Below are 21,497 nucleotides of genomic sequence, written 5' to 3'. Positions count from 1 at the left end.
TGGCAGACCAGCCGCCACGGAGGGCCGACACAGGCCAGCCGCCGCGAAGGGCCCGGGCAGACCAGCCGCCGAGGAGCGCCCACCCGGAGGGCCCGCCACGAAGGGCCCGCTCCCAGCGCCCGTCCCAGGAAACCCCCTGTCCGGCCGTCACAGCAGTTTCTCCCCGCACGCTATGCAGTAGCGGGCCTCGCCCCCGGCCGGGGCGGCGCACCGGGTGCAGCGCGCGCCCGGCTGTGGAACGGCAGTGTCGAGCAGGGGCACGGGCCGGGATCCGGCACGCAGGATCATCGGGCCGAGCGTGGACGCGTCGACGGCGGCGGCCGGCCGCAGCCGGACCCGCCCCGCCGACGCGTCCTCGATGTCGGCGACCGCGCCGATCTCGTCCAGCACCCAGTCCGTGCCGAACCGGGCCGCCAACCGCGCCGCCCGCCCGAGGTGCCCCTCGGCGGCGTCCCGGCGCCGCTCCTTGAGCGCGACGAGCCCCCGGCGCAACGCGTCCCGCATCACGGTGGTCGACTTCTGGTCGCGCACGCTGTCACCCCGGGCCGCGACCTCGGGCGGCGGCTGCTCGGGCCGGTGCCAGCGCGCGGTGACGGGCGCGTGGACATCCCCGACGGAGACCATGGCGAACTGCAGCCATGTCTCCAACGGATCACCGTCGGCGTCGGCGACGAGCGTGAGCAGATAGTCGCGCCCGCCCTGCTCCCACTGGTACGTCGGAAAGCTCCAGCGGTGGGGCCGACCGGGCTGGGGGAGCCCGCCGAGACGATGCGGCCGGGGCGCCTTCTCGTTCAGGGCGACCTGCCGCACCGTAGGCCGTACGGTCACCTCGATCGGTAACTGCGGGGCGTGCACCCGGCGCAGCCGCCGAACGGCGCCGGTGATCGCCCGGCCGAGCCCGTCGTCCACGAACTCGGCGGTGCCGTGCAGCCGTTCGGCGAGCGCGAGCAGCGGCTCGGGCGCCCAGTCCGCGCCCACGGCGAGCACATCGCAGGTGAACTGCCCGGCGCAGGCGTCCAGTTCCTCGTCCAGCCGGGTCTCGCCCGGTCCGCTGCTGCCGTCGGTGATCAGCAGCAGATGGCGTACGGACAGCGGGCGGGCCGCGAGCAGGGCGCGCGCCCTGGCCGCCCAGACGGCGTATCCGGCGGGGCGCGGGCCGTCCCGGTGCAGCGGTATCGCGCCGGCGGCGAAGGCGGCCCGGCGCTTCTCGCGCTGGTCGGCGACGGCCCACTCGGCGTCACCCCGCGGATGGCACGGGACCGGCTCGGGGCCGGCGCCGAGCACGGCGAACGAGATGCCGTCGGGCAGGCTGCGCAGCGCGGCCTGCAGTGCGTGTCGGACGACCCCGCGGAGAGGTTCGGCGACATCGACCGCGATGATCACGGCGAGCTCGATCGCGGGCAGCTCGGCGGGCGCGCCCCCGGCGGTCACGTCCACCCGCAGATGCGCCTCGATCTTCGCGCTGCGGTGCGGGCGCACATCACCGTCGAGGTCGACCCGCACCTGGATCTCCGGCCGTGCCGACCGCGCGTGGCCGCTTGTTCGTCCGCCCTCACGCGCATCGGCCCCATCGCGCGTACGCCCGCTCGTGCGCCCTTCTCCCAACCCACCCGGCCCACCGGGCCCACCCGGCCCATCCGGCCCACCCACAGGACGCTCCTGCCCGCCCCTACGACGCTCCATACGCCCGCCCCCACGCCCGCAGCCCGTCTGCCCGCTCACGCCCCGGCTCATGTGCCCGCTCACGCGCCCGCTCATGTCGTACGTCACCGTTCCTTCCCCGTTCGTCGCCGTACGGACCACATGGACGCCGCCACTGCTCTCCTCAGACCCTCCGAGCCTCCCGATCCCCCCAAGACCTGCCAGTCCCCCAAGTCCTGCCAGCCCCGCCAGTCCCGCAACCTCCCCAGGCCACTCGGCTCGCTCGTCTCCCCCGTGCCACAGACCCCCAACGGCCACGGACGCCTGCCCCGGGCCCCGTCCACGCGGTCAGACCACGGTCTGCGGCCGTACCGCCTGGAGGAGATCCACGAGGTGTTCGTGCGCGGCGGACGACTCCGCGTGCCGGGCGGCCAGTTGGCGATAGAGCGACTCGATCCGTGCGCGCAGCTCCCGCTCCTGCGCGCTCAGCCGCCGCAGGCTGCCGGGATCGAGCCGCCCTGCTCCCGCTCCGCCGGTGCCGGGCCGGTCGCCGCGGCTGTGGAGCGCGTCCAGCTTCCATTCGTGCAGTTCGGTGCTGAGGCGCAGCGCCTCGTCCTCGGACAGGCTCGGCCCGCCGGCGCCCGGTTCCCGGCGGACGAGGTCGCTCAGTTCGGCCAGGGCCGCGTCGACCTCGGTGGGCGCGGGGAGCGGATCACTGTCACGGGGCAGCCTGGCCGCGCGGATGCGCAGGGAGGCGATCCGGGTGACGGTGTGGTCCAGGGTGCCGGGACGGACCCGGCCGAGGACGTCGAGGGCGGCCCGGCGGTCGCCCGCGCGGAGCGCGAGCCGGGCGAGGCCCAGGGCCGCTCCCCCGTGCGCGGGGTTACGGGCGAACACGGCCTCGTAGAGTTCCTTGGCCGTGGGCCCCGCCGTGTCGTCGCCGAGCCGTTCCCCGCAGTAGGCGAGGGCCAGTTTCGGCGCGTACTCGCCGGGCAGTTCGAGGCGGACGGCGGCGAAGTGGCGCTTGGCCTCGGCGACCTGGCGGGGGTCGGCGTCGAGGTCGGCGCGGCGCAGCGCGACCAGCGCGCGGTGCCACTCCAGCCGCCACCGGCGGACGGCGGACGGCCCGGGGATGGAGTCGGCGGTGTCCAGCTCCTCCTGGGCCCGCTCCAGGTCGTCCCGGCTGTTCCGGCCCAGCAGGACCCGTACGTTGTGCAGGCGGATCTCCACCGAGGGCGGCTTGCCCTCCTCCTGGTCGAGGAGCCGGCCGGGGTCGTAGCCGCTGCTGACCTCGAACCGCGTGGTCTGCGGGTCGCCCGGGTAGCGCCTGGGCACCGGCAGCCGGCGGGCGATCTCGGTGAGGGTGGGCGCGCCGAGGTCGAGGGCGGGGGCGAGGGGCGGGTCGTACCGGTCGCGCCGGGGGCGGTCGAGCCAGTGCTCGATGCCGGGCACCGTGCCGAGCCTGGCGCCGAGCAGTTGGGGGGACGGCCAGAAGTAGTCGGAGGGTTCGGGCGGGTCGCTCTTGCCGCGCAGGGCGCGGATCTCCCGCAGGGCACCGCGCAGTTGACCGGCCATCTCGCGGGCATCGGCGAAGCGCAGACCCGGATCGGTGCGTGTGGCGCGGTCGATGACCTCGCGGAAGGAGGCGGTGCCGAGGCCGGGCACCTCGTCGACGGCCCAGCCGGCGAGTTCCCGCAGGGTGACACCGACCGTGTGCAGGTCGTGGGCGGTGGTGGGCATGGGCGAGGACGCCGTCTCGGGTGCCATGTAGTCGGGCGTGACATGGGCGGGCGGCTGCTCCTGGCCCTGTTCGCGCATACCGCCGAGGTCGATGACCTTGACGCCGTCGCCGTGGTGCACGACGTTCGAGGGCTTCATGTCCCCGTACACGAAGCCCTTCTCACCACCGGCGTGCAGATGCACGAGGGCTTCGAGGATCTGGCAGCCGTACGCGGCCACGTGCTCGATGTCGAGGACGGACTCCCCGCGCCGGGTCTCCTTGACGACCTTGTCGAGGGTGCCGTCGCCGACGTCGTCCATGACGATGTACCCGCCGGTGACCCGCCCGGAGTCGTCGCGCCGGGCGACGAAGTCGCGGATCTGGACGATACGGGGGTGGCGGATGGCGACGAGATTGCGGCGTTCGAGGTCGGCGAGCCTGGCCCCGTCCTGCTCGTACCGGTTGAGCAGCCCTTTCACGGCGACCACGTCGCCGAGGTGCGTGTCCTCGGCGAGGTACACCCAGCCCTGGCCGCCGTGCGCGATGGGCCCCATGATCCGGTACTGGTCGCGCAGCACGTCGCCCTCGGCGAGTTCGGGCCGGTACGAGTAGGGCTCGCCGCAGGCCGGGCAGTACCCCTCGACCGGCACCGGGCCCACCGTGTAGGGCGGCGCGAAGGTGATGCCGCACTCGGCGGACGAGCAGACCATACGGACACGCAACGGCGCCTCGGGATGGATGAGCCGTTCCTGGGCGGGCCGCGACGCCCGCTCGGGCAACGCGAGCAGCTCGGGGGGCCCGAACTCCCGCGACTCCGCAGGCAGTTCGGGCAACCGGGGCCCATCCTCCGCCCGCCCGCACACGGCGCAGTACCCGGTGGGCAACAGGACCCCGCCACAGGGCGCACCGGTGAACCGCCGATGCGGACAACTGCGCGCCCCTCGCCCTTCCGCTCGCGGGCCGCCCGAATCCGGGGCGCCTGAACCCGGGCCACCCGCTCCCGGCCCACCCTCACCCCGGCCGCCCGCACACGAGCCGTCCACACCGGCCGTCCCGGGGTCACCTGCCTCCGGGCGGCCGGCTGCACCTCGGGCAGCAGCCGGGGCGCCGGCGCCTTGGCCGTGCGTTCCCGGGCCAACCACCCCCGGGCCACTCCTCCCTCGGCCTCCCGTCCCCTGCGCGAAGCGGGCGGTGAACCTCATGTCAGGCCTCCGGAAGGCCAGTCACCGGACGCCCGGTCCCCGATGCGCCGCAGATCCGCGCGGAGGGTGCTGACCAACTCCCGCAGCCGAGCTAGCCGCTGCTGCGGATCCACGCCCCCACCGGCACCGCCGAACCCATGAGCCCCGTTGCCCCCACGATCCCTACGGGCCTCACCGCTCCCACCACTTCCACCCCTCCCACCAAACCCTCCACCCTCACCAAACCCACCACTCAGCCCAGTCGCCCTACTCCCACTCCCCCCGACCGCGTCGATCGCCCGCCGCTCGCCCCGGCGCCGTTCGGCCGTCTCGGTCAGGGAACCGAGGGAGGCGCTGTCGACGACACCGTGCCGGACCGCGCGGCTGAACTCCGCCCGTTCCAGCCGGGCGAGGAGCGCGTCCGCGTGGTCGAGGAGCGCGGGCGCGAGGAGGTCGTCGCGGGCGGCCGCCCAGCCGGTGCCGCCCTCTTGCCGGAAGACCAGCAGCAACCGGAAGCCGAGCGACCGTAATCGGGCGAGGAGCGCGATCAACGCCCCCGGCTCGGGCTCCTCGTCGAGCCCGTCGACCACCACGGTGACCCGCCGCCCACCCACGAGGGCGGGCGGTCGCCCCGGCGGCGGCCGGGTGCCGAGAAGCCAGTCCCAGTACGCCAGATACTGTCCGGGCGGAAAGGCGATGTGCCCCAGCGCGTGATCGGCGAGGTCGGGCCGACTGGACTCGCCACCCCGGTAGACGAGATCGGCCCGGTGCACGAGATGCCGCAGGGACCGTTCCTTCCCGCTCCCCGGAGGCACCACGGTGACCTTCACCGGCTCCTCGTCGGCGTGCTCGTCGCCGAACCACCGTGTCAGCCGCTCCTCGAAGTCGTGGTCCCAGGCCTGGCGACCGCACAACTCGGCGATCACGGGCGACAGTTCGGCGATGCGCGCGACGGGGATCAGATACGAGAAGGCGAGCCGGTTGTTCTCGGGCAACAGCTCGCCCATGTCTCCCCGCCAACTGACGACGAGCCCGACGACCCGGGCGGGCCGCCCCTCCCCCGGCCGGGTGCACACGGCGGCCCCGCTGAACCCCCGGCGCACCACCTCGGCCTTGGTCACGGCATCGAGCTGCACCCGCTCACCGCTGACCCCGCCGATACGCCCCCACAGGCTCATCCCGTCGTCGAAGCCCTCCGCGTACCCCGTGGCGGACACCTCCATCCCGCCCCACAGCCGGGTCTCCAGCCGGGCGGGCCGCGCCTGAGGGCGGGGGCTGTCCAGCCGCAGTACGGCGATATCCTCACCGACCGCCTCGCCGACGCGCCCCCCGCCGACGTCGCTCCCCGCGAGCCAACCGCCGGGCAGCACCCGCGCGGCCACCCCTTCGATCTCGCTGTTCTCCGCGAACTCCACCCACATCACAGCACCCGGATCCCGCACCACATGGGCGCAGGTCAACGCGGTGTTCTGATCGACGAGGACCCCGGCGCCGCAGATGGGGCCCCGCGCACTCCCGCGCCGCAGCCGGAGTCTCCAGTCCGCACGCAATTCCCCCATGCCACCTCACACTACGCGCAGGGCATGGTGCGTCCCTAGACTTGTGAACCAACTTGGATCGGTCAATCGATTCGGTCAATCAACGGAATCCGACGGGGTGTTGACATGAGCGATACCGAACCGGTCGGCCTCTCCGAGGCCATCGGCACGGTCCGCGCGGAACTGGCCCGCGCCCAGGCCGAGGGCGCGGCGAGCGACTGGCGGTTCAGCGTGGAGCAGGTCAGCCTGGAGTTCTCGGTCCAGTTCCACCGCTCCGGCGAGGGCGGCGCGGGCCTCCGCCTCGGCGTCGTCGAGGCCCGCCTGGGCGGCACGGTCAGCCACGACTCCACCCACCGCATCCAGGTGGACCTCAAACCCCTCCCGGGCCCGACGGGCCATCACCACGAGGTGGGCCGCTGAGCCGAGACCCGACCCCTCCCATCCCGCCCCGGCCCGTCAGGCAGCCCCGGCAGACCCGCGGCGGACGGCGTCGAGGTAGCCGGAGATGGCCTCCCTGCTGCGCATCAGGCACTCGATGCGGTCGGTCATGCGCCGACGCTCGCCCTCCAGGGTGGCGATCGTCTCCGGTGTCGCGTCGGAGACGTGGATGGTCCGGGGGTCGTTGATGCACGGCAGGATCTGCTTGATGATCCGCGTCGGCAGTCCGGAGTCGAGGAGTCCTCTGATCTGCAGGACCCGGTTCACACAGCCCTCGGGATAGTCCCGGTAGCCGTTGGGCGCGCGGTCGGCGACCAGCAGGCCCTGCTCCTCGTAGTAGCGCAGCAGCCGACGAGAGGTTCCGGTCCGCTCGGACAGCTCCCCGATCCGCATGTCACCTCTCTCGTTCGTACGAGCTTGACCTTCACACAGATGTGAGGGTTTGACGATACAGCCATGTCAACCTCCCAGACGGAGCTGCTGAACACATCCGCTCCAGCAGCAGACAACCGAAAGCTGCCCCTCTCACCGCTTCTGGCCCTGGCCACAGCAGCCTTCATGGGGATCCTGACCGAGGCGCTCCCGGCGGGTGTGCTTCCCGAGATGGCCCGTGACCTGTCGGTGAGCGAGTCCGCGATGGGCCAGGCCCTGACGGTCTACGCCATCGCCACCGGCGTCGCCGCCATCCCCCTGTCGGTCACCACGGCGGCCTGGCGACGCAAGCACCTGCTGTTGCTGGCGGTGACGGTGTTCGCGGTCGCCAACCTGGTCACCGCCCTGTCGTCCAACTACCCCCTGACGATGGTGTTCCGGCTCCTCGCCGGTGTCGCCGCGGCCGCGGTCTGGGCCGAACTCGTCGGCTACGCACGGCGCCTGGCACCCCCGCACCTCCAGGGCAGGGCCATCGCCATCACCATGGCCGGCGTCCCGCTGGCCCTGTCCCTGGGCATCCCGCTCGGCACCTTCCTCGGCGGGCTCTTCGGCTGGCGCATGACCTTCGGCCTCGTGACGGTGATCTCCGTGGCGCTGCTGGGTTGGATCATGGTCTCGGTCCCGGACGCCCCGGGCCGACGGCCGGAGACCCGCGAGCCCATTCTGAAGGCCCTGTCCCTTCCGGGGGTCGCGGCGGTCCTGTTCGTGGTCGCGGCCTACGTCCTGGCCCACAACATCCTCTACACCTACATCGCCACCTTCCTCGACGCCTACGACATGGGCGGCTCCCGCGACATCGTGCTGCTCGTCTTCGGCATCGCGTCCGTGGTGAGCATCTGGATCACGGGCGCCCTGGTCGACCGCAAGCTGCGTCAACTGACCATCGTCAGCAGTGCCTTGTTCCTCGTCGCCTCCGTCCTGCTGGCGGCGATGGCCGGGAACATGATCGTGGTCTACACGGCGATGGTGCTGTGGGGCCTCGGCTGGGGTGGCGTCACCACCCTCCTGCAGACCGCCGTCACCGACGCGGGAGGCGACCGAGGACAGGCCCTGCTGGTCACCACGTGGAACACCTTCATGGCCGGCGGCGGGGCGGTCGGGGGCATCCTCCTGGACGGCCTCGGCCCCAAGTCCTTCGCATGGAGCGCCCTCGCGCTGATGGCCCCGGCCCTCCTCGTGGTGATGGCCGCCCGGCAGCACGCGTTCCCCACGACCCGCCCCGGAACCGACTGACACCTCGCTCGACAGACACCTCGTTCGCACGACTACCGACCGAGCCTCCCCCAGGAACGCGTCACGCACGGGAGTCCGTTCTCGCCATCCCCCCGCCGGAACACTCCACGCGCGACGCCGAAGGAAGACCCCGTACCCAGCCACGGCGGGTACGGGTTCTTCCCACGTCAAGACAGAGACGCACTGCCTACCGCACCACCACCGAGGCCGCCACGCCATGCCCGAACAACACAAAAGCCCAGGTCACCACTGAGGGACCTGGGCTTTGAAAGAGCCGCCTTCGGGATTCGAACCCGAGACCTACGCATTACGAGTGCGTTGCTCTGGCCATCTGAGCTAAGGCGGCGCGCTGTCCGCACTATGGTGCGATCAGCAACGTCGGTAAGTCTACACAGTTTCCGGGGTGCTCCGAACCACGGGTCGGAGCACCCCGGGCACGACCCGGCCCAGCCGTCGCAGAGGTCGGTGATCAGGACGCTGAGCAGCGCTTTCCGTCGGTCGGGGGTGTGCCGCGGAGCAGGTAGGTGTTGATCGCGGAGTTGATGCAGGCGCTGCCGCGGCCGTAGGCGGTGTGTCCGTCGCCGTCGTAGGTGAGGAGGCGGGCGGAGGAGAGCTGGGAGGCGAGGGACTCGGCCCAGCGGTACGGCGTGGCGGGGTCGCGCGTGGTGCCGACGACGACGATCGGGGCGGCGCCCTTCGCTTCGATGCGGTGCGGCCCACCCGTCGGCCCCACCGGCCAGTACGCGCAGTTCAGGGAGGCCCACGCGAGGGCCCGGCCGAAGACGGGGGACGCCTTCTCGAACTCGGGGAGGGCCCGTTCGACCGCCTCGGGGGTGTCGTAGGCGGCCGGGAGGTCGAGACAGTTCACGGCGGCGTTGGCGTACATCAGGTTCGAGTAGGTGCCGTCCGGTGCCCGTTCGAAGTAGCTGTCCGAGAGGGCCAGCAGGCCCGCGCCGTCGTCCTTCTCGACCGCCTCGGTGAGCGCCTGGCGCAGCTGGGGCCAGGCCCCCTCGTCGTACATCGCGGCGATCACGCCCGTCGTGGCGAGGGACTCGCCGAGCCGCCGCCCGTCGGCGTCACCGGTCGCGAGCGGCCGTGCGTCGAGCCGTTCGAAGAGCGCGCGCAGGTTCTCGGCGACCTGTGCCGGCGTACGCCCCAGCACGCAGTCCTTCCGCCTCACGCAATCCCGGGCGAACGCCTGGAAGGCCGTCTCGAAGCCCGCCGTCTGCTCCTGGTTGAGCTTGCGGGCGGGCAGCGACGGGTCCAGCGCGCCGTCCAGCACCAGCCGACCGACCCGCTCGGGGAACAGCCCCGCGTACGTCGCGCCGAGGAACGTCCCGTACGAGGCACCTACGTACGTCAGCTTCTCGTCGCCCAGGAGGGCCCGCAGGATGTCCATGTCCCGGGCGGCCTCGACCGTGGAGACGTGCCGCAGGAGCTTGGGCGCCCGCTCCCCGCACCCCTGCGCGAACCGCTTGTACGCGGCGACCAGCCGGCCCGTCTCCTCCGTGTCGTCCGGGGTGAGGTCCGTCTGCGTGTACGTGTCCATCTGGCGCCCGGTGAGACATTCGACCGGCTCGCTGCCGGCCACGCCCCTCGGGTCGACGGCCACCATGTCGTACCGCGCCCGGACCTTGGCGGGGTAGCCGATGCCCGCGTACTTCTGCACATAGCCGACCGCCGAGCCGCCAGGACCACCCGGATTGACCAGCAGCGAGCCCAGCCGCTCCCCCGGGCCGGTCGCCTTCCGTCGCGAGACGGCCAGTTTGACGTCGCCCTCGCCCGGCTTCGCGTAGTCGAGGGGCGCCTTCATCGTGGCGCACTGGAAACCGGTCGTCTCGCAGTCGCGCCAGCTCAGCTTCTGCTCGTAGTACGGGGCCAGAGCCGACGGAGTCGCACGGGGCAGCGGGCCGAGGGCGGGCCCCCCGTCGACGGTCGTGGCCGCCGTACTGGAGTGGCCGCCGGAGGAGCAGCCCGCGACGAGCAGCGCGGCGGCAGCGAGCAACGCGCCGCCGGCCCGCAGGGACCGGTTCGGCCGGGAAGTACGCCTGGTGTGCATCTCGCGAGCGTAACCAGAACCGCTCAATTCATCACGAACAGCAACGAACGCTCCTCTTACGAGTGACGCGGTCAACCGAACGCACCTTCACCCCGCAGACAGACAGCGCGGACCGCCCCCGCAGAGATCGTGCCGACCAGCCGCACAGACCGACCGCACAGACCGACCGTGCAGACCAGCCGCGGTAGGCAGACCGCGGAGATCGGTCGCGCAGACCGTCCGCCCCCGCACCCGGCCCGCCCTCCGTCACGTCATCCGGCGCGCAGTGCCATCGTCATCGCCTCAACGGCCAGCAGGGGCGCCACATTGCGATCCAACGCCTCTCTGCACGCCGCGACCGCGTCGATGCGCCGCAACGTCGCCTCGGGCGTGCCTGCCCGCGCCAACCGCTCCAGGCTGTCCCGCACCTCGACATTGGAGAGTGCCACCCGGGAGCCCAGCTGCAGAGCCAGCACGTCCCGGTAGAACCCGGTGAGCTCGGTCAACGCGAGGTCGAGACTGTCCCGCTGCGCGCGCGTACGCCGCCGCTTCTGCTTGTCCTCCAGGTCCTTCATCACGCCCGCCGTGCCGCGCGGCATACGCCCGCCCTGCACCGCGCCCATCGCCGCCTTCAGCTCCTCGGTCTCCTTGGTGTCGACCTCTTCGGCCAACTGCTTCGACGCCTCCGAAGCGGCGTCCACCAGCTCCTGCGCCGCCTTCAGGCACCCGCCGATGTCCTCGACCCGCAACGGCAGCTTCAGCACAGCGGCCCGCCGCTCCCGGGCACGCGGATCGGTGGCCAGCCGCCGGGCCCGCTCGATGTGCCCCTGGGTCGCCCGCGCGGCCACCGCGGCGGCCTCCGGCTCGATGCCCTCCCGCCGTACGAGCATGTCCGCCACGGCGTCCACCGACGGTGTGAGCAACCCGACATGCCGGCACCGCGACCGGATCGTCGGCAGCACGTCCTCCAGCGAGGGCGCGCACAGCATCCACACCGTCCGCGGGGCGGGTTCCTCCACGGCCTTCAGGACCGCGTTCGCCGACTTCTCGTTCAGCCGCTCGGCGTCCTCGACCAGGATCACCTGCCAGCGCCCGTTCGCCGGCGACGTGAACGACTTCCGCACCGTGTCCCGCATGTCGTCGGCGAGGATCTGCGTGCCCACCGCCGCCACGGTGCTCACATCCGCGTGCGTCCCCACCAGCGCCGTATGACACCCGTCGCAGAATCCGCATCCCGGACTTCCGCCGAGCGCCCGGTCCGGACTCACGCACTGCAACGCCGCGGCGAACGCCCGCGCCGCCGTCACCCGCCCCGACCCCGGCGGTCCCGTGAACAGCCACGCATGCGTCATCTTGGACGCCTCCGGAGGCGCGATCCTCTGCTCCGCCGCCGTGACGATCCGGTCCGCGTCCCGGGCGGCCGCGTCCAGCTGCGCACTCAGCCGCTCCTGCCCCACCAGGTCGTCCCACACAGCCATGCCCCACCGCCTCCGTCCCGCGAATCCCTCACCGCGCCCCATTGTGCGCGACCCCACTGACACCCCGGCCCACTCGCGGACCGAGGGCGCGAAACCACGACCCCGCCGCCACGCGGAACCAGAACCGGCCGCGAGCACGGACAGAAGGCCGCAAAGGCACCGCCACCGCTGTGGGCCGCGGCCCACGTACGGACGGGGCCGTCCGGTGCGTCAAGCCCGTCGCACACAGCGGCCCGGAGAACCCAGGGAATCAACCCCGAGCCGGTCGGGCACCGAGCGACGGGCTGACTGACGCACCGGCACGGCCCCGCCCGCCCCGACCCGCACCACCGGCGTCACACGTACCGGCCGCGGCGCGTACCGGTCACCCACGACCCATCGCACGCGCCCCACCACCGCGTCTCAGCCCGCCTCAGCGGCGCCGCCGCCCCCAGCCCCGCCGCTCATCGGTGTCGTCCTCGCCGTGCGCCCCCAACAACTCGTCCGCCAGCGTCGGCAGATCGTCCAACGGCGTCTCCTCGGCCCAGTCCGACCGTGGCCGCCGCCGCGGCACTCCCTGCTCGTCGACCTGCGGCAGCTCCCGCGTCCGATCCACGGCGTCCGAGCCGTCCGACGCGTCAGCCATGTCCGACCCGTCCGACCCGTCCGCCCCGCCAGTCGCGGGCCGCTCGTCCCGGAAGTATCCCGGCGGCACCCGATCGTCCCGCACCGGCGGCAGGACAGCCGTCTCATCGGCCGTACCCGAAGGCACCTGCGGCAACAGCGCGGTCTCGTCCTCCGCGGCGGCCCCCGCAGACGGCACCGACGGCTTCGGCAGCTTCGCCGTCGTCTCGGAGTCGGCGCCCGACGCCTCCCCCCGCACCGGCGGCAACACAGCCGTCTCGTCCACCGGCCCACCCGACGCATTCGTCGGCGTCACCAACGGCGTGGCCACGGTCACCGCGTCATCGCCCCGACCGCCGGTATCGGCACCGGATTCAGCCCCGGCCCCCCGCTCGGCCGCGACCCGCGCGGCCTCGGCCGCAGCCGCGACCCGCTCCGCCTCAGCCTTGCGGTCGGCCTCGGCACGCTCCGCCGCAGCCCGCTCCGCCTCGGCCGCGACCGCCGCGGCCCGGTCGGCCTCCGCGGCGGCGGCCACCCTCCGAGCCTCCTCGGCCCGCAACAAGGCCTCCTCGGCCTTGCGCTGCTTCTCCAGGCGCCGCGCCTCCGCCTCGTCCCGCAGCCGCTGCTCCTCCGCGGCCTGCTGACGACGACGTTCCTCCTCGACCCGGCGCCGTTCCTCCGCCTCGGCCCGCGCCTTCTCCTCCGCCAGGAGCCGCGCCTGCTCCTCCTCGGCCCGACGACGCGCTTCCTCGGCCCGCTGCCGGGCCTCCTCCGCCTGCCGCTCCGCCTCGCGCCGCTGAGCCTCCTCCAGCTCGCGCCGCTTGCGCTCCTCCTCCTCGGCGCGCAGCCGGGCGAGCTCCTCCTGGCGCTCCCGCTCCAGGCGCTCCTCCTCGGCCTTCCGGGCGGCCTCTTCCTCGGCCTTGCGCCGCGCTTCCTCCTCGGCCTTGCGCCGCGCCTCCTCCTGCGCCTTCACCTCGGCCTCGGACAACGGCAGCATCACATCGAGCCGAGCACGGACCACGGTCGTCACGGCCTCCGGGTCCTGCCCGGCGTCCACGACCAGGTACCGCCCGGCATCCGCGGCGGCCAGTGTCAGGAACCCCGCCCGCACCCGCTCGTGGAACTCGGCCGGCTCCGACTCCAACCGGTCCGGCGCCTCGGTGAACCGCTCGCGCGCGGCCTCCGGCGACACATCCAGCAGCACCGTCAGATGCGGCACGAGCCCATCGGTCGCCCACCGCGAGATCCGTGCGATCTCCGTGGGGGAGAGGTCCCGGCCGGCCCCCTGATAGGCCACGGACGAGTCGATGTAGCGGTCCGAGACGACGACCGCGCCCCGCTCCAACGCGGGCCGCACGACGGTGTCCACATGCTCGGCACGATCCGCGGCGTACAGCAGCGCCTCGGCACGGTGCGACAGCCCGGTACTCGACACGTCCAGCAGAATCGACCGCAGCCGCTTGCCCACCGGGGTCGCCCCCGGCTCACGCGTCACCACGACCTCGTGCCCCTTGGCCCGGATCCACTCGGCGATCGCCTCGACCTGAGTGGACTTCCCGGCGCCGTCCCCGCCCTCCAGAGCGATGAAGAAGCCCGAAGCCGCGGGCGCCTGGACCGGATCGTCGCCCTTCAGCAGCGCGTCCCTCAGGTCCTGCCGCAGCGGCACCCCGGAGCGGTCGTCGACCTTGGCGAGCACCAATGCGGCGACCGGCAGCAGCAACGCCCCCACCAGCATCAACGTGAACGCCGCACCGCCGTGCGCGAACACGAACTTGCCGCTCTCCAGCCGGTGCGGGCCGATGACGGCGGCGACCAGCGGAGCGACGAGCACCGCGAGCGCCACGAACACCCGTACGACGGCGTGCAGATGCTCGGTGGTGCGGGCCCGCCGGAAGTCCTCGGCCTCCTGGTCGAGCAGCGTGTGCCCGGTGTTGGCGGCGATCCCCGCGCCGGCACCGGCGAGCCCCAGGATGAGCACGACGCTCGTGACGTCCGGCGTCAGGCCGGCGGCGAGGAGCGCGATCCCGGTGAAGGCGATCGCGAGGGCGAGCAGCCGACGCCGGGACAGCGCGGGCAGCACGGACGGCGCCCGGCGGATCCCGACGACCACGCCGCCCGTCAGCGCGGTGACGAACAGCCCGTACATCACCGGCCCGCCGCCCAGGTCCTTGGCGTGCAGCACGGCGACGGCGACGGCGGCGGCGACCGCACCCGCGACGGCCCCGCAGGCCGGCACCAGCAGCGGGATCGCTCCCGTGCGGCCCTTGTCCACACCGGTGCCGGTCTTGGGCCGGCGCAGCCCCTCCAGCGGCGACCGCGCGCGCGGGGTACGTGTCTTGGGCAGGTCGAGGAAGGTCACGACGGACAGCGAGGCCGCGAAGAGCCCGGCGGCGACGTACGAGGCGAGCGCGGCCTGGTGCTGCCCGAACCAGTCCAGGCCCGCGCCCAGCAGATTGTTGAGCAGCGAGGCGACGACGAGGACGGCGGCCGCCAGGGGCACGGCCACGAATCCGGTACGCAGGGCCAGGCGCCGCAGCGCGTCCATGTGGTCCGGCAGCGGCCGTACGGTCGCGCCCTCCAGCGGCGGCGCGGGCAGCAGCGCGGGGGCCGCGCTCTCGCGGCAGACCGTCCAGAACCGCTCGGCGACACCGCCGACGAACACGGTGACGAGCAGGATCGCGAGCGCGTTGTCGGGCGTCCAGTCGATCCACAGGGGCGCGACGATCAGCAGCAGGACCCGCAGCCCGTCCGCGCCGACCATGGTCCAGCGGCGGTCGAGCGGGCCGTCATGCGAGGTCAGAGAGGTGAGCGGCCCGAGGAGTACGGCACCGAAGAGCAGGGTCGCGAGGACGCGCGTCCCGAAGACGGTCGCGACCGTCAGGGCGACGCCCCGGTAGCCGCCGCCGAAGGAGCCCTCGGCGATCGCGGCCTGGAAGGCGAGGAGCACCAGCACGAACAGCGCGAGCACATCGCCCACACCGCCCACCAGCTGAGCGCTCCACAACCGTTTCAGTTGCGGTCGGCGCAGCAGCGCCCGGACGGCGCGCTCCCTGGAGTCGGCTGCCAGGGCGTCATCGGAGCCCGGGTTGTGGGCCGTCGGCTGCTCGGCTCGCATCATGCTTTCAGCCTATCGGCACCCACCGACACCCAGAAGCAGCGCCCGAACGCACGCACGCCGCATCACCAAGTCACACGAAACGCACACATCCGACGAGGCGAAGGCGGGCGATTCCGGCCACCACCCACCACGAGCGCCCCGTCAGAGGCGCGGGGAACCGCGCGACCAGCCACAACCGAGCAGCAGCCGCAACGTACCCGCGCCCCCGAGCTACTGGGCGGCGTCCCCGCTCGTCGCGGCCTTCTTCGCAGCCGCCTTCTTCGCGGGAGCCGCCTTCTTGGCCGCGGCCGTCTTCGAAGCGGTGGTCTTCTTGGCGGCGGTCTTCTTCGCCGGCGCGGCCTTCTTGGCGGCAGCCTTGGTCGCCGTCTTCTTCGCCGGCGCCTTCTTGGCCGTCTTCTTGGCGGGCGTCTTCGCCCGCTTCTCCGCCAGGAGTTCGAAGCCGCGCTCGGGCGTGATCTCCTCCACGCTGTCCCCGGACCGCAGGGTCGCGTTGGTCTCGCCGTCGGTCACGTACGGCCCGAAACGGCCGTCCTTCACCACGACCGGCTTCCCGCTGACGGGGTCCTCGCCCAGTTCCTTCAGCGGCGGCTTGGCGGCGGCTCGCCCCCGCTGCTTGGGCTGGGCGTAGATCTGCAGCGCCTCTTCGAGGGTGATCGTGAAGAGCTGCTCCTCGGACTGCAGCGAGCGCGAGTCCGTGCCCTTCTTCAGATATGGGCCGTACCGCCCGTTCTGCGCGGTGATCTCCTGGCCCTCCGCGTCGGCGCCGACCACGCGCGGCAGCGACATCAGCTTCAACGCGTCGTCCAGGGTGACCGTGTCCAGGGTCATCGACTTGAACAGCGAGGCCGTACGCGGCTTGACGGCGTTCTTGCCCGTCTTCGGCGTGCCCTCGGGCAGGATCTCCGTGACGTACGGCCCGTAGCGCCCGTCCTTGGCGACGATCTGGTGGCCGGTCGCCGGGTCCGCGCCCAGTTCGAAGTCGCCGCTGGGCTTGGCCAGCAGTTCCTCCGCCAGTTCGACGCTCAGCTCGTCCGGGGCCAGGTCCTCGGGGATGTCGGCGCGCTGGTGCCCCTCGGCGTCCTTCTCCCCACGCTCGATGTACGGGCCGTAGCGCCCGACGCGCAGCACGATGCCGCTGCCGACGGGGAACGACGACACCTCGCGCGCGTCGATCGCGCCCAGGTCGGTCACCAGTTCCTTGAGCCCACCGAGGTGGTCGCCGTCGCCGTTGCCGGCTTCGGCCGCGGTGCCGCCGGAGCCCGGGCCCTCGCCGAAGTAGAACCGCTTCAGCCACGGCACCGCCTGGGCCTCGCCGCGCGCGATGCGGTCGAGGTCGTCCTCCATCTTGGCGGTGAAGTCGTAGTCGACGAGCCGCCCGAAGTGCTTCTCCAGGAGGTTGACCACGGCGAAGCTCAGGAAGGACGGCACGAGCGCCGTGCCCTTCTTGAAGACATAGCCCCGGTCGAGGATGGTGCCGATGATCGACGCGTACGTCGACGGGCGGCCGATCTCGCGCTCTTCGAGCTCCTTGACCAGCGACGCCTCGGTGTAGCGGGCCGGGGGCTTGGTGGCGTGCCCGTCGACCGTGATCTCCTCGGCGGAGAGCGGGTCACCCTGGTTGACCTGCGGCAGCCGGCGCTCACGGTCGTCGAGTTCGGCGTTCGGGTCGTCGGCACCCTCGACGTAGGCCTTGAGGAAGCCGTGGAAGGTGATCGTCTTGCCGGAGGCGCTGAACTCGGCGTCCCGGCCGTCGGAGGCGGTGCCACCGATCTTGACGGTGACGCTGTTGCCGGTCGCGTCCTTCATCTGGGAGGCGACGGTCCGCTTCCAGATCAGCTCGTACAGCTTGAACTGGTCACCGGTCAGCCCCGTCTCGGCGGGCGTGCGGAAACGATCACCCGAGGGGCGGATCGCCTCGTGCGCCTCCTGCGCGTTCTTGACCTTCCCGGCGTACGTACGCGGCTGCGCCGGCAGGTAGTCGGCGCCGTACAGCTGGGTGACCTGGGCGCGGGCGGCGGCCACGGCGGTGTCGCTGAGCGTCGTGGAGTCCGTACGCATATAGGTGATGAAGCCGTTCTCGTACAGCTTCTGCGCCACCTGCATCGTCGCCTTCGCCCCGAAGCCGAGCTTGCGCGAGGCCTCCTGCTGGAGCGTCGTCGTACGGAAGGGAGCGTACGGCGAGCGGCGGTACGGCTTGGACTCGACGGACCGGACCGCGAACCGGGTGTTCTCCAGGGCGGCGGCGAGCGCTCGGGCGTTCGCCTCGTCGAGGTGGAGGACGTTCGCGCCCTTGATCTGCCCCAGCGAGTCGAAGTCGCGGCCCTGGGCGACGCGGCGGCCGTCCACCGACTGCAGGCGCGCGACCAGCGCCGACGGGTCGGAGGCGTCACCGGCGCGGCCGGTCGCGAAGGTGCCGGTCAGGTCCCAGTACTCGGCCGAGCGGAAGGCGATCCGCTCCCGCTCCCGCTCCACGACGAGCCGGGTCGCGACGGACTGGACGCGGCCCGCCGACAGGCGCGGCATGACCTTCTTCCACAGGACCGGCGAGACCTCGTAGCCGTAGAGGCGGTCGAGGATGCGGCGGGTTTCCTGGGCGTCGACGAGGCGCTGGTTCAGCTCGCGCGGGTTGGCGACGGCGGCCTGGATCGCGGCCTTGGTGATCTCGTGGAAGACCATCCGCTTGACCGGGACCTTGGGCTTGAGCACCTCCTGAAGGTGCCAGGCGATGGCCTCGCCCTCGCGGTCCTCATCGGTGGCGAGGAAGAGTTCGTCGGACTCCTTCAGCAGGTCCTTGAGCTTCCTGACCTGGGCCTTCTTGTCCGCGTTGACGACATAGATGGGCGCGAAGTCGTGTTCGACGTCCACGCCGAGGCGGCGCACCTCGCCGGTGTACTGCTCGGGCACCTCCGCGGCGCCGTTCGGAAGGTCGCGGATGTGCCCCACGCTCGCCTCGACGATGTAGCCGGGGCCGAGATAGCCCTTGATCGTCTTCGCCTTGGCAGGCGACTCGACGATCACGAGTCGGCGGCCGCCCTTCGCGGTCTCGCTGGTCGGGGACAACTTCGCTCTTCTCTCCGGTCGACGCTGGGTTTCCCCAGGCTTGCTTCCCGGGGCGGGCGCCCCCGGAAGCCGTTGCCTCGCACGGGGCTCGGCGGTCGGCCCGGGGTCGGGTCATGCTGACGCTGCGGAGTGTGACGGTACATCCCGCCCCCGTGTCAAACGGGAAAAGCCCGCAACGGCCACTCGAACGGTAACCCGACTACCGCCATTCCTGCCGCCCGGCGTCTTCAGCGATCCGTTCGGGGCCTATGCGGAGGGTCACATCTCGGTTACCCCACTCGCACAGCGGCCCCGTCCGGCCCCGCCCTCTCAGATGCGCGTCAGGCACCACGCGCCGAGCACGAGCGCGGTGACCGCGGTGACGCTCGCGAGGGTCGCGGACATCACGGGACGCACCCCCTGCGCGACCGGCTCGCCCAGGCGCAGCCGCCTCGCGGTCCACAGCAGCAGCCCGCCCCCGAACAGGGCGAACACCATTCCCACGAAGATCGCCGGACCGCTCTCCATGTCCCGTCCTCCCACCCCTCGACTGCCCCGGGACGGGAGGCTGGCACGGACGGGAAGCGGGCGCGCGAACCCGAGGTGAACGCGAGGCGTCCGGACGCTCAGACCGAGCCGGGCGTGGGTATCTTCCCGGTCGTCTGCGACACGTCGGCGTTGCGCACCGTGCACACCACCTTGTTGAAGCCCTTTTTCCATTCCTCTTCGGCGGAGACCCATCCCGACACGATCAGGTCAGCTCCGGGCGCCCAACTCGACTCGAACCTGTTGGTGCACAGCTTTCCGCCTTCGGCGAGGGCGCCGGCGAAGGTCATGTTGTCGGGTGCCTGCACCGATCCGACGACCTGGTCGGTGTGCGCTTCGGCACAGTCGGTCAGCGGGGCGTCGTACCCCTCGTCCTCCCTGGTGGTGTAGTCCCAGCAGTCACCGACGGCCATCTGCGTGGGCCACAGGTTCGAGCCCACGTCACGGAGTCGGCCCACCTCGCCGCCGATCGGGACGTGCTTGCCGAGGACGAGGCATGCCGTACCGCCCTTGGCCGCGGTGAAGCCCTCCTTCGTCGGGACGAGCGCGTAGACGTCCGCGTCGGGCAGGGCCTCGGCCATCGGGTCGGCCTGGCTGGCGCAGCGCTGCGCGCCGCTGGCCTTGGCGTCGGAGGCGTCCGACGCCGTCTCTATCGCCACGACCTGGCCGTCCGGCCAGTCCTCGTCGCAGTCCACCACGCCGAGGTCGGGCACGGAGTCGAACGCCGTCCCCGTCCACACCGCCTTGACGCAGTCCCCCACCTCCAGGGCCTTCTTGAGGGCCGCCTGCTTGCCGTAGGGGTACTCCGACTGCGGCGGCGACGCCAACGTGTCCGGGGTGTCGGAGGGCTTGGGGTCCGGGCCGTCCGTCAGGTTCACCGCGGCCCATGTACCGCCGCCCGCCACGAGCAGCACGGCGACCACGATCGCGACGACCGCCGCCGCGGGCGTCTTCCGCTTCGGCCCGCCGGGCGGCGGCGGGCTCCCGGCCGTGATGGTCGGGAACCCCGCGTTCCCCGGCGGCCGGCCGCCGGGGGTGGGTCCGTAGGGCGTGGCCCCGCCGCCCGCCGGGCTCCCATAGGGCGTGAACGGGCCGCCCCCGTACGGGTTGTAGCTGTCGTAGGGACTGCGCGGCTGTTGTCCCTGCCGCCAGGGGTCGTACGGCGAAGGGGCACCCGCCGCGCCGCCCGGTGTGGGCGGACCACCGGCGGGAGGGTTCGGCGTGTGCGGGGCCCCCGGGGTGTGCGGTGTGTACGGCGTGTGGGGTGGACCGGGCGTGTGGGGTTGGCCCGGAGTGTTCGGCGTGCCCCCGAGGCCGTGCTGCCCGGCGGCCACGTACCCGGGCGGCGCGCTCGCCACATAGCCCGGAGGCGCACCGGGCGTGCCGGGTGTGGCGGGAGCCCCGGGCGTGCCGGGGGGCGGCCCGAACGCGCCGGGTGCCGAGGCGGGGGTGGCACCCCAGCCCGGCGGGGTGGACTCTCCGCCCGAGGCGGCCACCCGCTCCAGACCGCGCGCCACGGCCTCCGGCGAGAGTCGGCGCACCGGGTCCTTGATGAGCAACCCGTGCAGGACGGGCGCCAGTTCACCGGCGCGGGCGGGAGGTGTCGGTTCCTCACCGAGCAGGGCCGTGAGCGTCGCGTACTCGCCGTGCCGGTCGAAGGGGCCGCGGCCCTCGACCGCCGCGTACAGCGTGGCGCCGAGCGAGAACATGTCGGCGGCGGGCGTCGGTGGCTCGCCCCGCGCCCGCTCGGGCGCCAGATACCCGGGGGTGCCGAGGATGCCGGCGGTGGCGGTGAGCCTGGGTTCGCGGGACTCCGGCTGGAGCGCGATGCCGTAGTCGGTGAGCAGCACGCGCGCGTAGGGGTCGCCCGAGGCGTCGGCCGCGAGCAGGATGTTGGCCGGTTTCACGTCCCGGTGGAGTATGCCGATCCGGTGCCCGGCGGTGAGGGCGTCGAGGACGGCGAGCCCGACGCGGGCGACCTGCTCGGGCGAGAGCGGCCCCCGCTGCCGTACGACCGCCTGGAGGTCGATCGCGTCCGGCACGTACTCCATGACGATCCACGGCAGGCCCTCGTGGAGCACCACGTCGTGGACCGTGGCCACATGGGGATGACCGCGCAGCCGCGCGGCGTGCCGGGCCTCGCTGCGGGCCCGGGCGATGCGCTGGGCGGGCTCGGTCGTGTCCCTCGGGACGTCGGGCAGGGAGATCTCCTTCATGGAGACCTCGCAGGCCAACTCCTCGTCGTACGCGAGCCAGACCCGGCCCATGCCGCCCGCGCCCAGGGTGCGCAGCAGTCGGTACCGGTCGTTGATGATCCTTCCCTGGCCCTGCTCCGGCGTATCCCCCGCCATCGCGACCCCCCGATCCCCCAGAGACAGCGCGTGCCTCCCCCGAGGACACGTCGAATCCGTCTCTTGAAAATAGCTTCGCACGCACCACTGACAGGAGGCCTTTTACCGACCAATCCAGCCAGAAGGGACACACGGGTCCCG

At 72.7% G+C, this 21,497-nt stretch carries 12 protein-coding genes and 1 tRNA gene; 2 read left to right on the top strand and 11 right to left on the bottom strand.

Going from position 1 to position 21,497, the window contains the following annotated elements; genetic code table 11:
- Positions 1-147: 147 nt before the first annotated feature.
- The 3 genes from RM704_RS15850 to RM704_RS15840 all read right to left on the bottom strand — a co-directional run bounded on the left by RM704_RS15850 (position 148) and on the right by RM704_RS15840 (position 6,101).
- A complete protein-coding gene (locus RM704_RS15850) occupies positions 148-1,503 on the bottom strand; it encodes a vWA domain-containing protein (RefSeq protein ID WP_033524666.1) in 1,356 nt (451 codons plus the stop codon).
- Between the two features lie 486 nt (positions 1,504-1,989).
- Positions 1,990-4,071 (bottom strand): serine/threonine-protein kinase, encoded by a 2,082-nt coding sequence (locus RM704_RS15845; protein WP_033524794.1) that lies wholly within the window; start codon positions 4,069-4,071, stop codon positions 1,990-1,992.
- Between the two features lie 488 nt (positions 4,072-4,559).
- Positions 4,560-6,101, bottom strand: a complete 1,542-nt coding sequence (locus RM704_RS15840) for a S1 family peptidase (RefSeq protein ID WP_052145771.1) — start codon at positions 6,099-6,101, stop codon at positions 4,560-4,562.
- Positions 6,102-6,206: 105 nt separating this feature from the next.
- Between RM704_RS15840 and RM704_RS15835 the strand changes: the two genes are divergently transcribed.
- The gene (locus RM704_RS15835; RefSeq protein ID WP_033524665.1) at positions 6,207-6,500 is read left to right on the top strand and encodes a trypco2 family protein; all 294 of its coding nucleotides are present in this window, start codon (positions 6,207-6,209) and stop codon (positions 6,498-6,500) included.
- Between the two features lie 36 nt (positions 6,501-6,536).
- On the opposite strand, the gene RM704_RS15830 is transcribed toward RM704_RS15835, so the two are convergent.
- The gene (locus RM704_RS15830) at positions 6,537-6,911 is read right to left on the bottom strand and encodes a MerR family transcriptional regulator (RefSeq protein ID WP_033524664.1); all 375 of its coding nucleotides are present in this window, start codon (positions 6,909-6,911) and stop codon (positions 6,537-6,539) included.
- A 63-nt stretch (positions 6,912-6,974) separates the two neighbouring features.
- Here RM704_RS15830 and RM704_RS15825 point away from each other — a divergent pair, with 63 nt between their 5' ends.
- Complete coding sequence (locus tag RM704_RS15825; RefSeq protein WP_052145770.1) at positions 6,975-8,183, top strand: MFS transporter; 1,209 nt, start codon at positions 6,975-6,977, stop codon at positions 8,181-8,183.
- Between the two features lie 272 nt (positions 8,184-8,455).
- Here the strand turns inward: RM704_RS15825 and RM704_RS15820 are convergent.
- From RM704_RS15820 to RM704_RS15790, 7 genes are all read right to left on the bottom strand, one after another.
- A tRNA-Thr gene (locus tag RM704_RS15820) sits at positions 8,456-8,529 on the bottom strand.
- Between the two features lie 123 nt (positions 8,530-8,652).
- Positions 8,653-10,242 carry an alpha/beta hydrolase gene (locus RM704_RS15815; protein ID WP_052145769.1) on the bottom strand — a complete coding sequence of 530 codons (1,590 nt, stop codon included), beginning with the start codon at positions 10,240-10,242 and terminating at the stop codon, positions 8,653-8,655.
- 251 nt (positions 10,243-10,493) lie between these two features.
- Complete coding sequence (locus tag RM704_RS15810) at positions 10,494-11,699, bottom strand: DNA polymerase III subunit delta' (protein WP_033524663.1); 1,206 nt, start codon at positions 11,697-11,699, stop codon at positions 10,494-10,496.
- A gap of 412 nt (positions 11,700-12,111) precedes the next feature.
- The gene (tmk, locus tag RM704_RS15805; protein WP_311590683.1) at positions 12,112-15,420 is read right to left on the bottom strand and encodes a dTMP kinase; all 3,309 of its coding nucleotides are present in this window, start codon (positions 15,418-15,420) and stop codon (positions 12,112-12,114) included.
- A 210-nt stretch (positions 15,421-15,630) separates the two neighbouring features.
- The gene (topA, locus tag RM704_RS15800) at positions 15,631-18,480 is read right to left on the bottom strand and encodes a type I DNA topoisomerase (protein WP_033524661.1); all 2,850 of its coding nucleotides are present in this window, start codon (positions 18,478-18,480) and stop codon (positions 15,631-15,633) included.
- 309 nt (positions 18,481-18,789) lie between these two features.
- Entirely contained in the window at positions 18,790-18,987 is a 198-nt protein-coding gene (locus RM704_RS15795; protein ID WP_033524660.1) for a hypothetical protein, read from the bottom strand.
- Positions 18,988-19,085: 98 nt separating this feature from the next.
- Positions 19,086-21,356 carry a serine/threonine-protein kinase gene (locus RM704_RS15790; RefSeq protein ID WP_033524659.1) on the bottom strand — a complete coding sequence of 757 codons (2,271 nt, stop codon included), beginning with the start codon at positions 21,354-21,356 and terminating at the stop codon, positions 19,086-19,088.
- Positions 21,357-21,497: the final 141 nt, after the last annotated feature.

The sequence above is a fragment of the Streptomyces gottesmaniae genome (genome assembly GCF_031845845.1).
GTDB classification, from domain to species: domain Bacteria; phylum Actinomycetota; class Actinomycetes; order Streptomycetales; family Streptomycetaceae; genus Streptomyces; species Streptomyces akebiae.
This window is presented reverse-complemented; position numbering and strand designations above follow the sequence as displayed.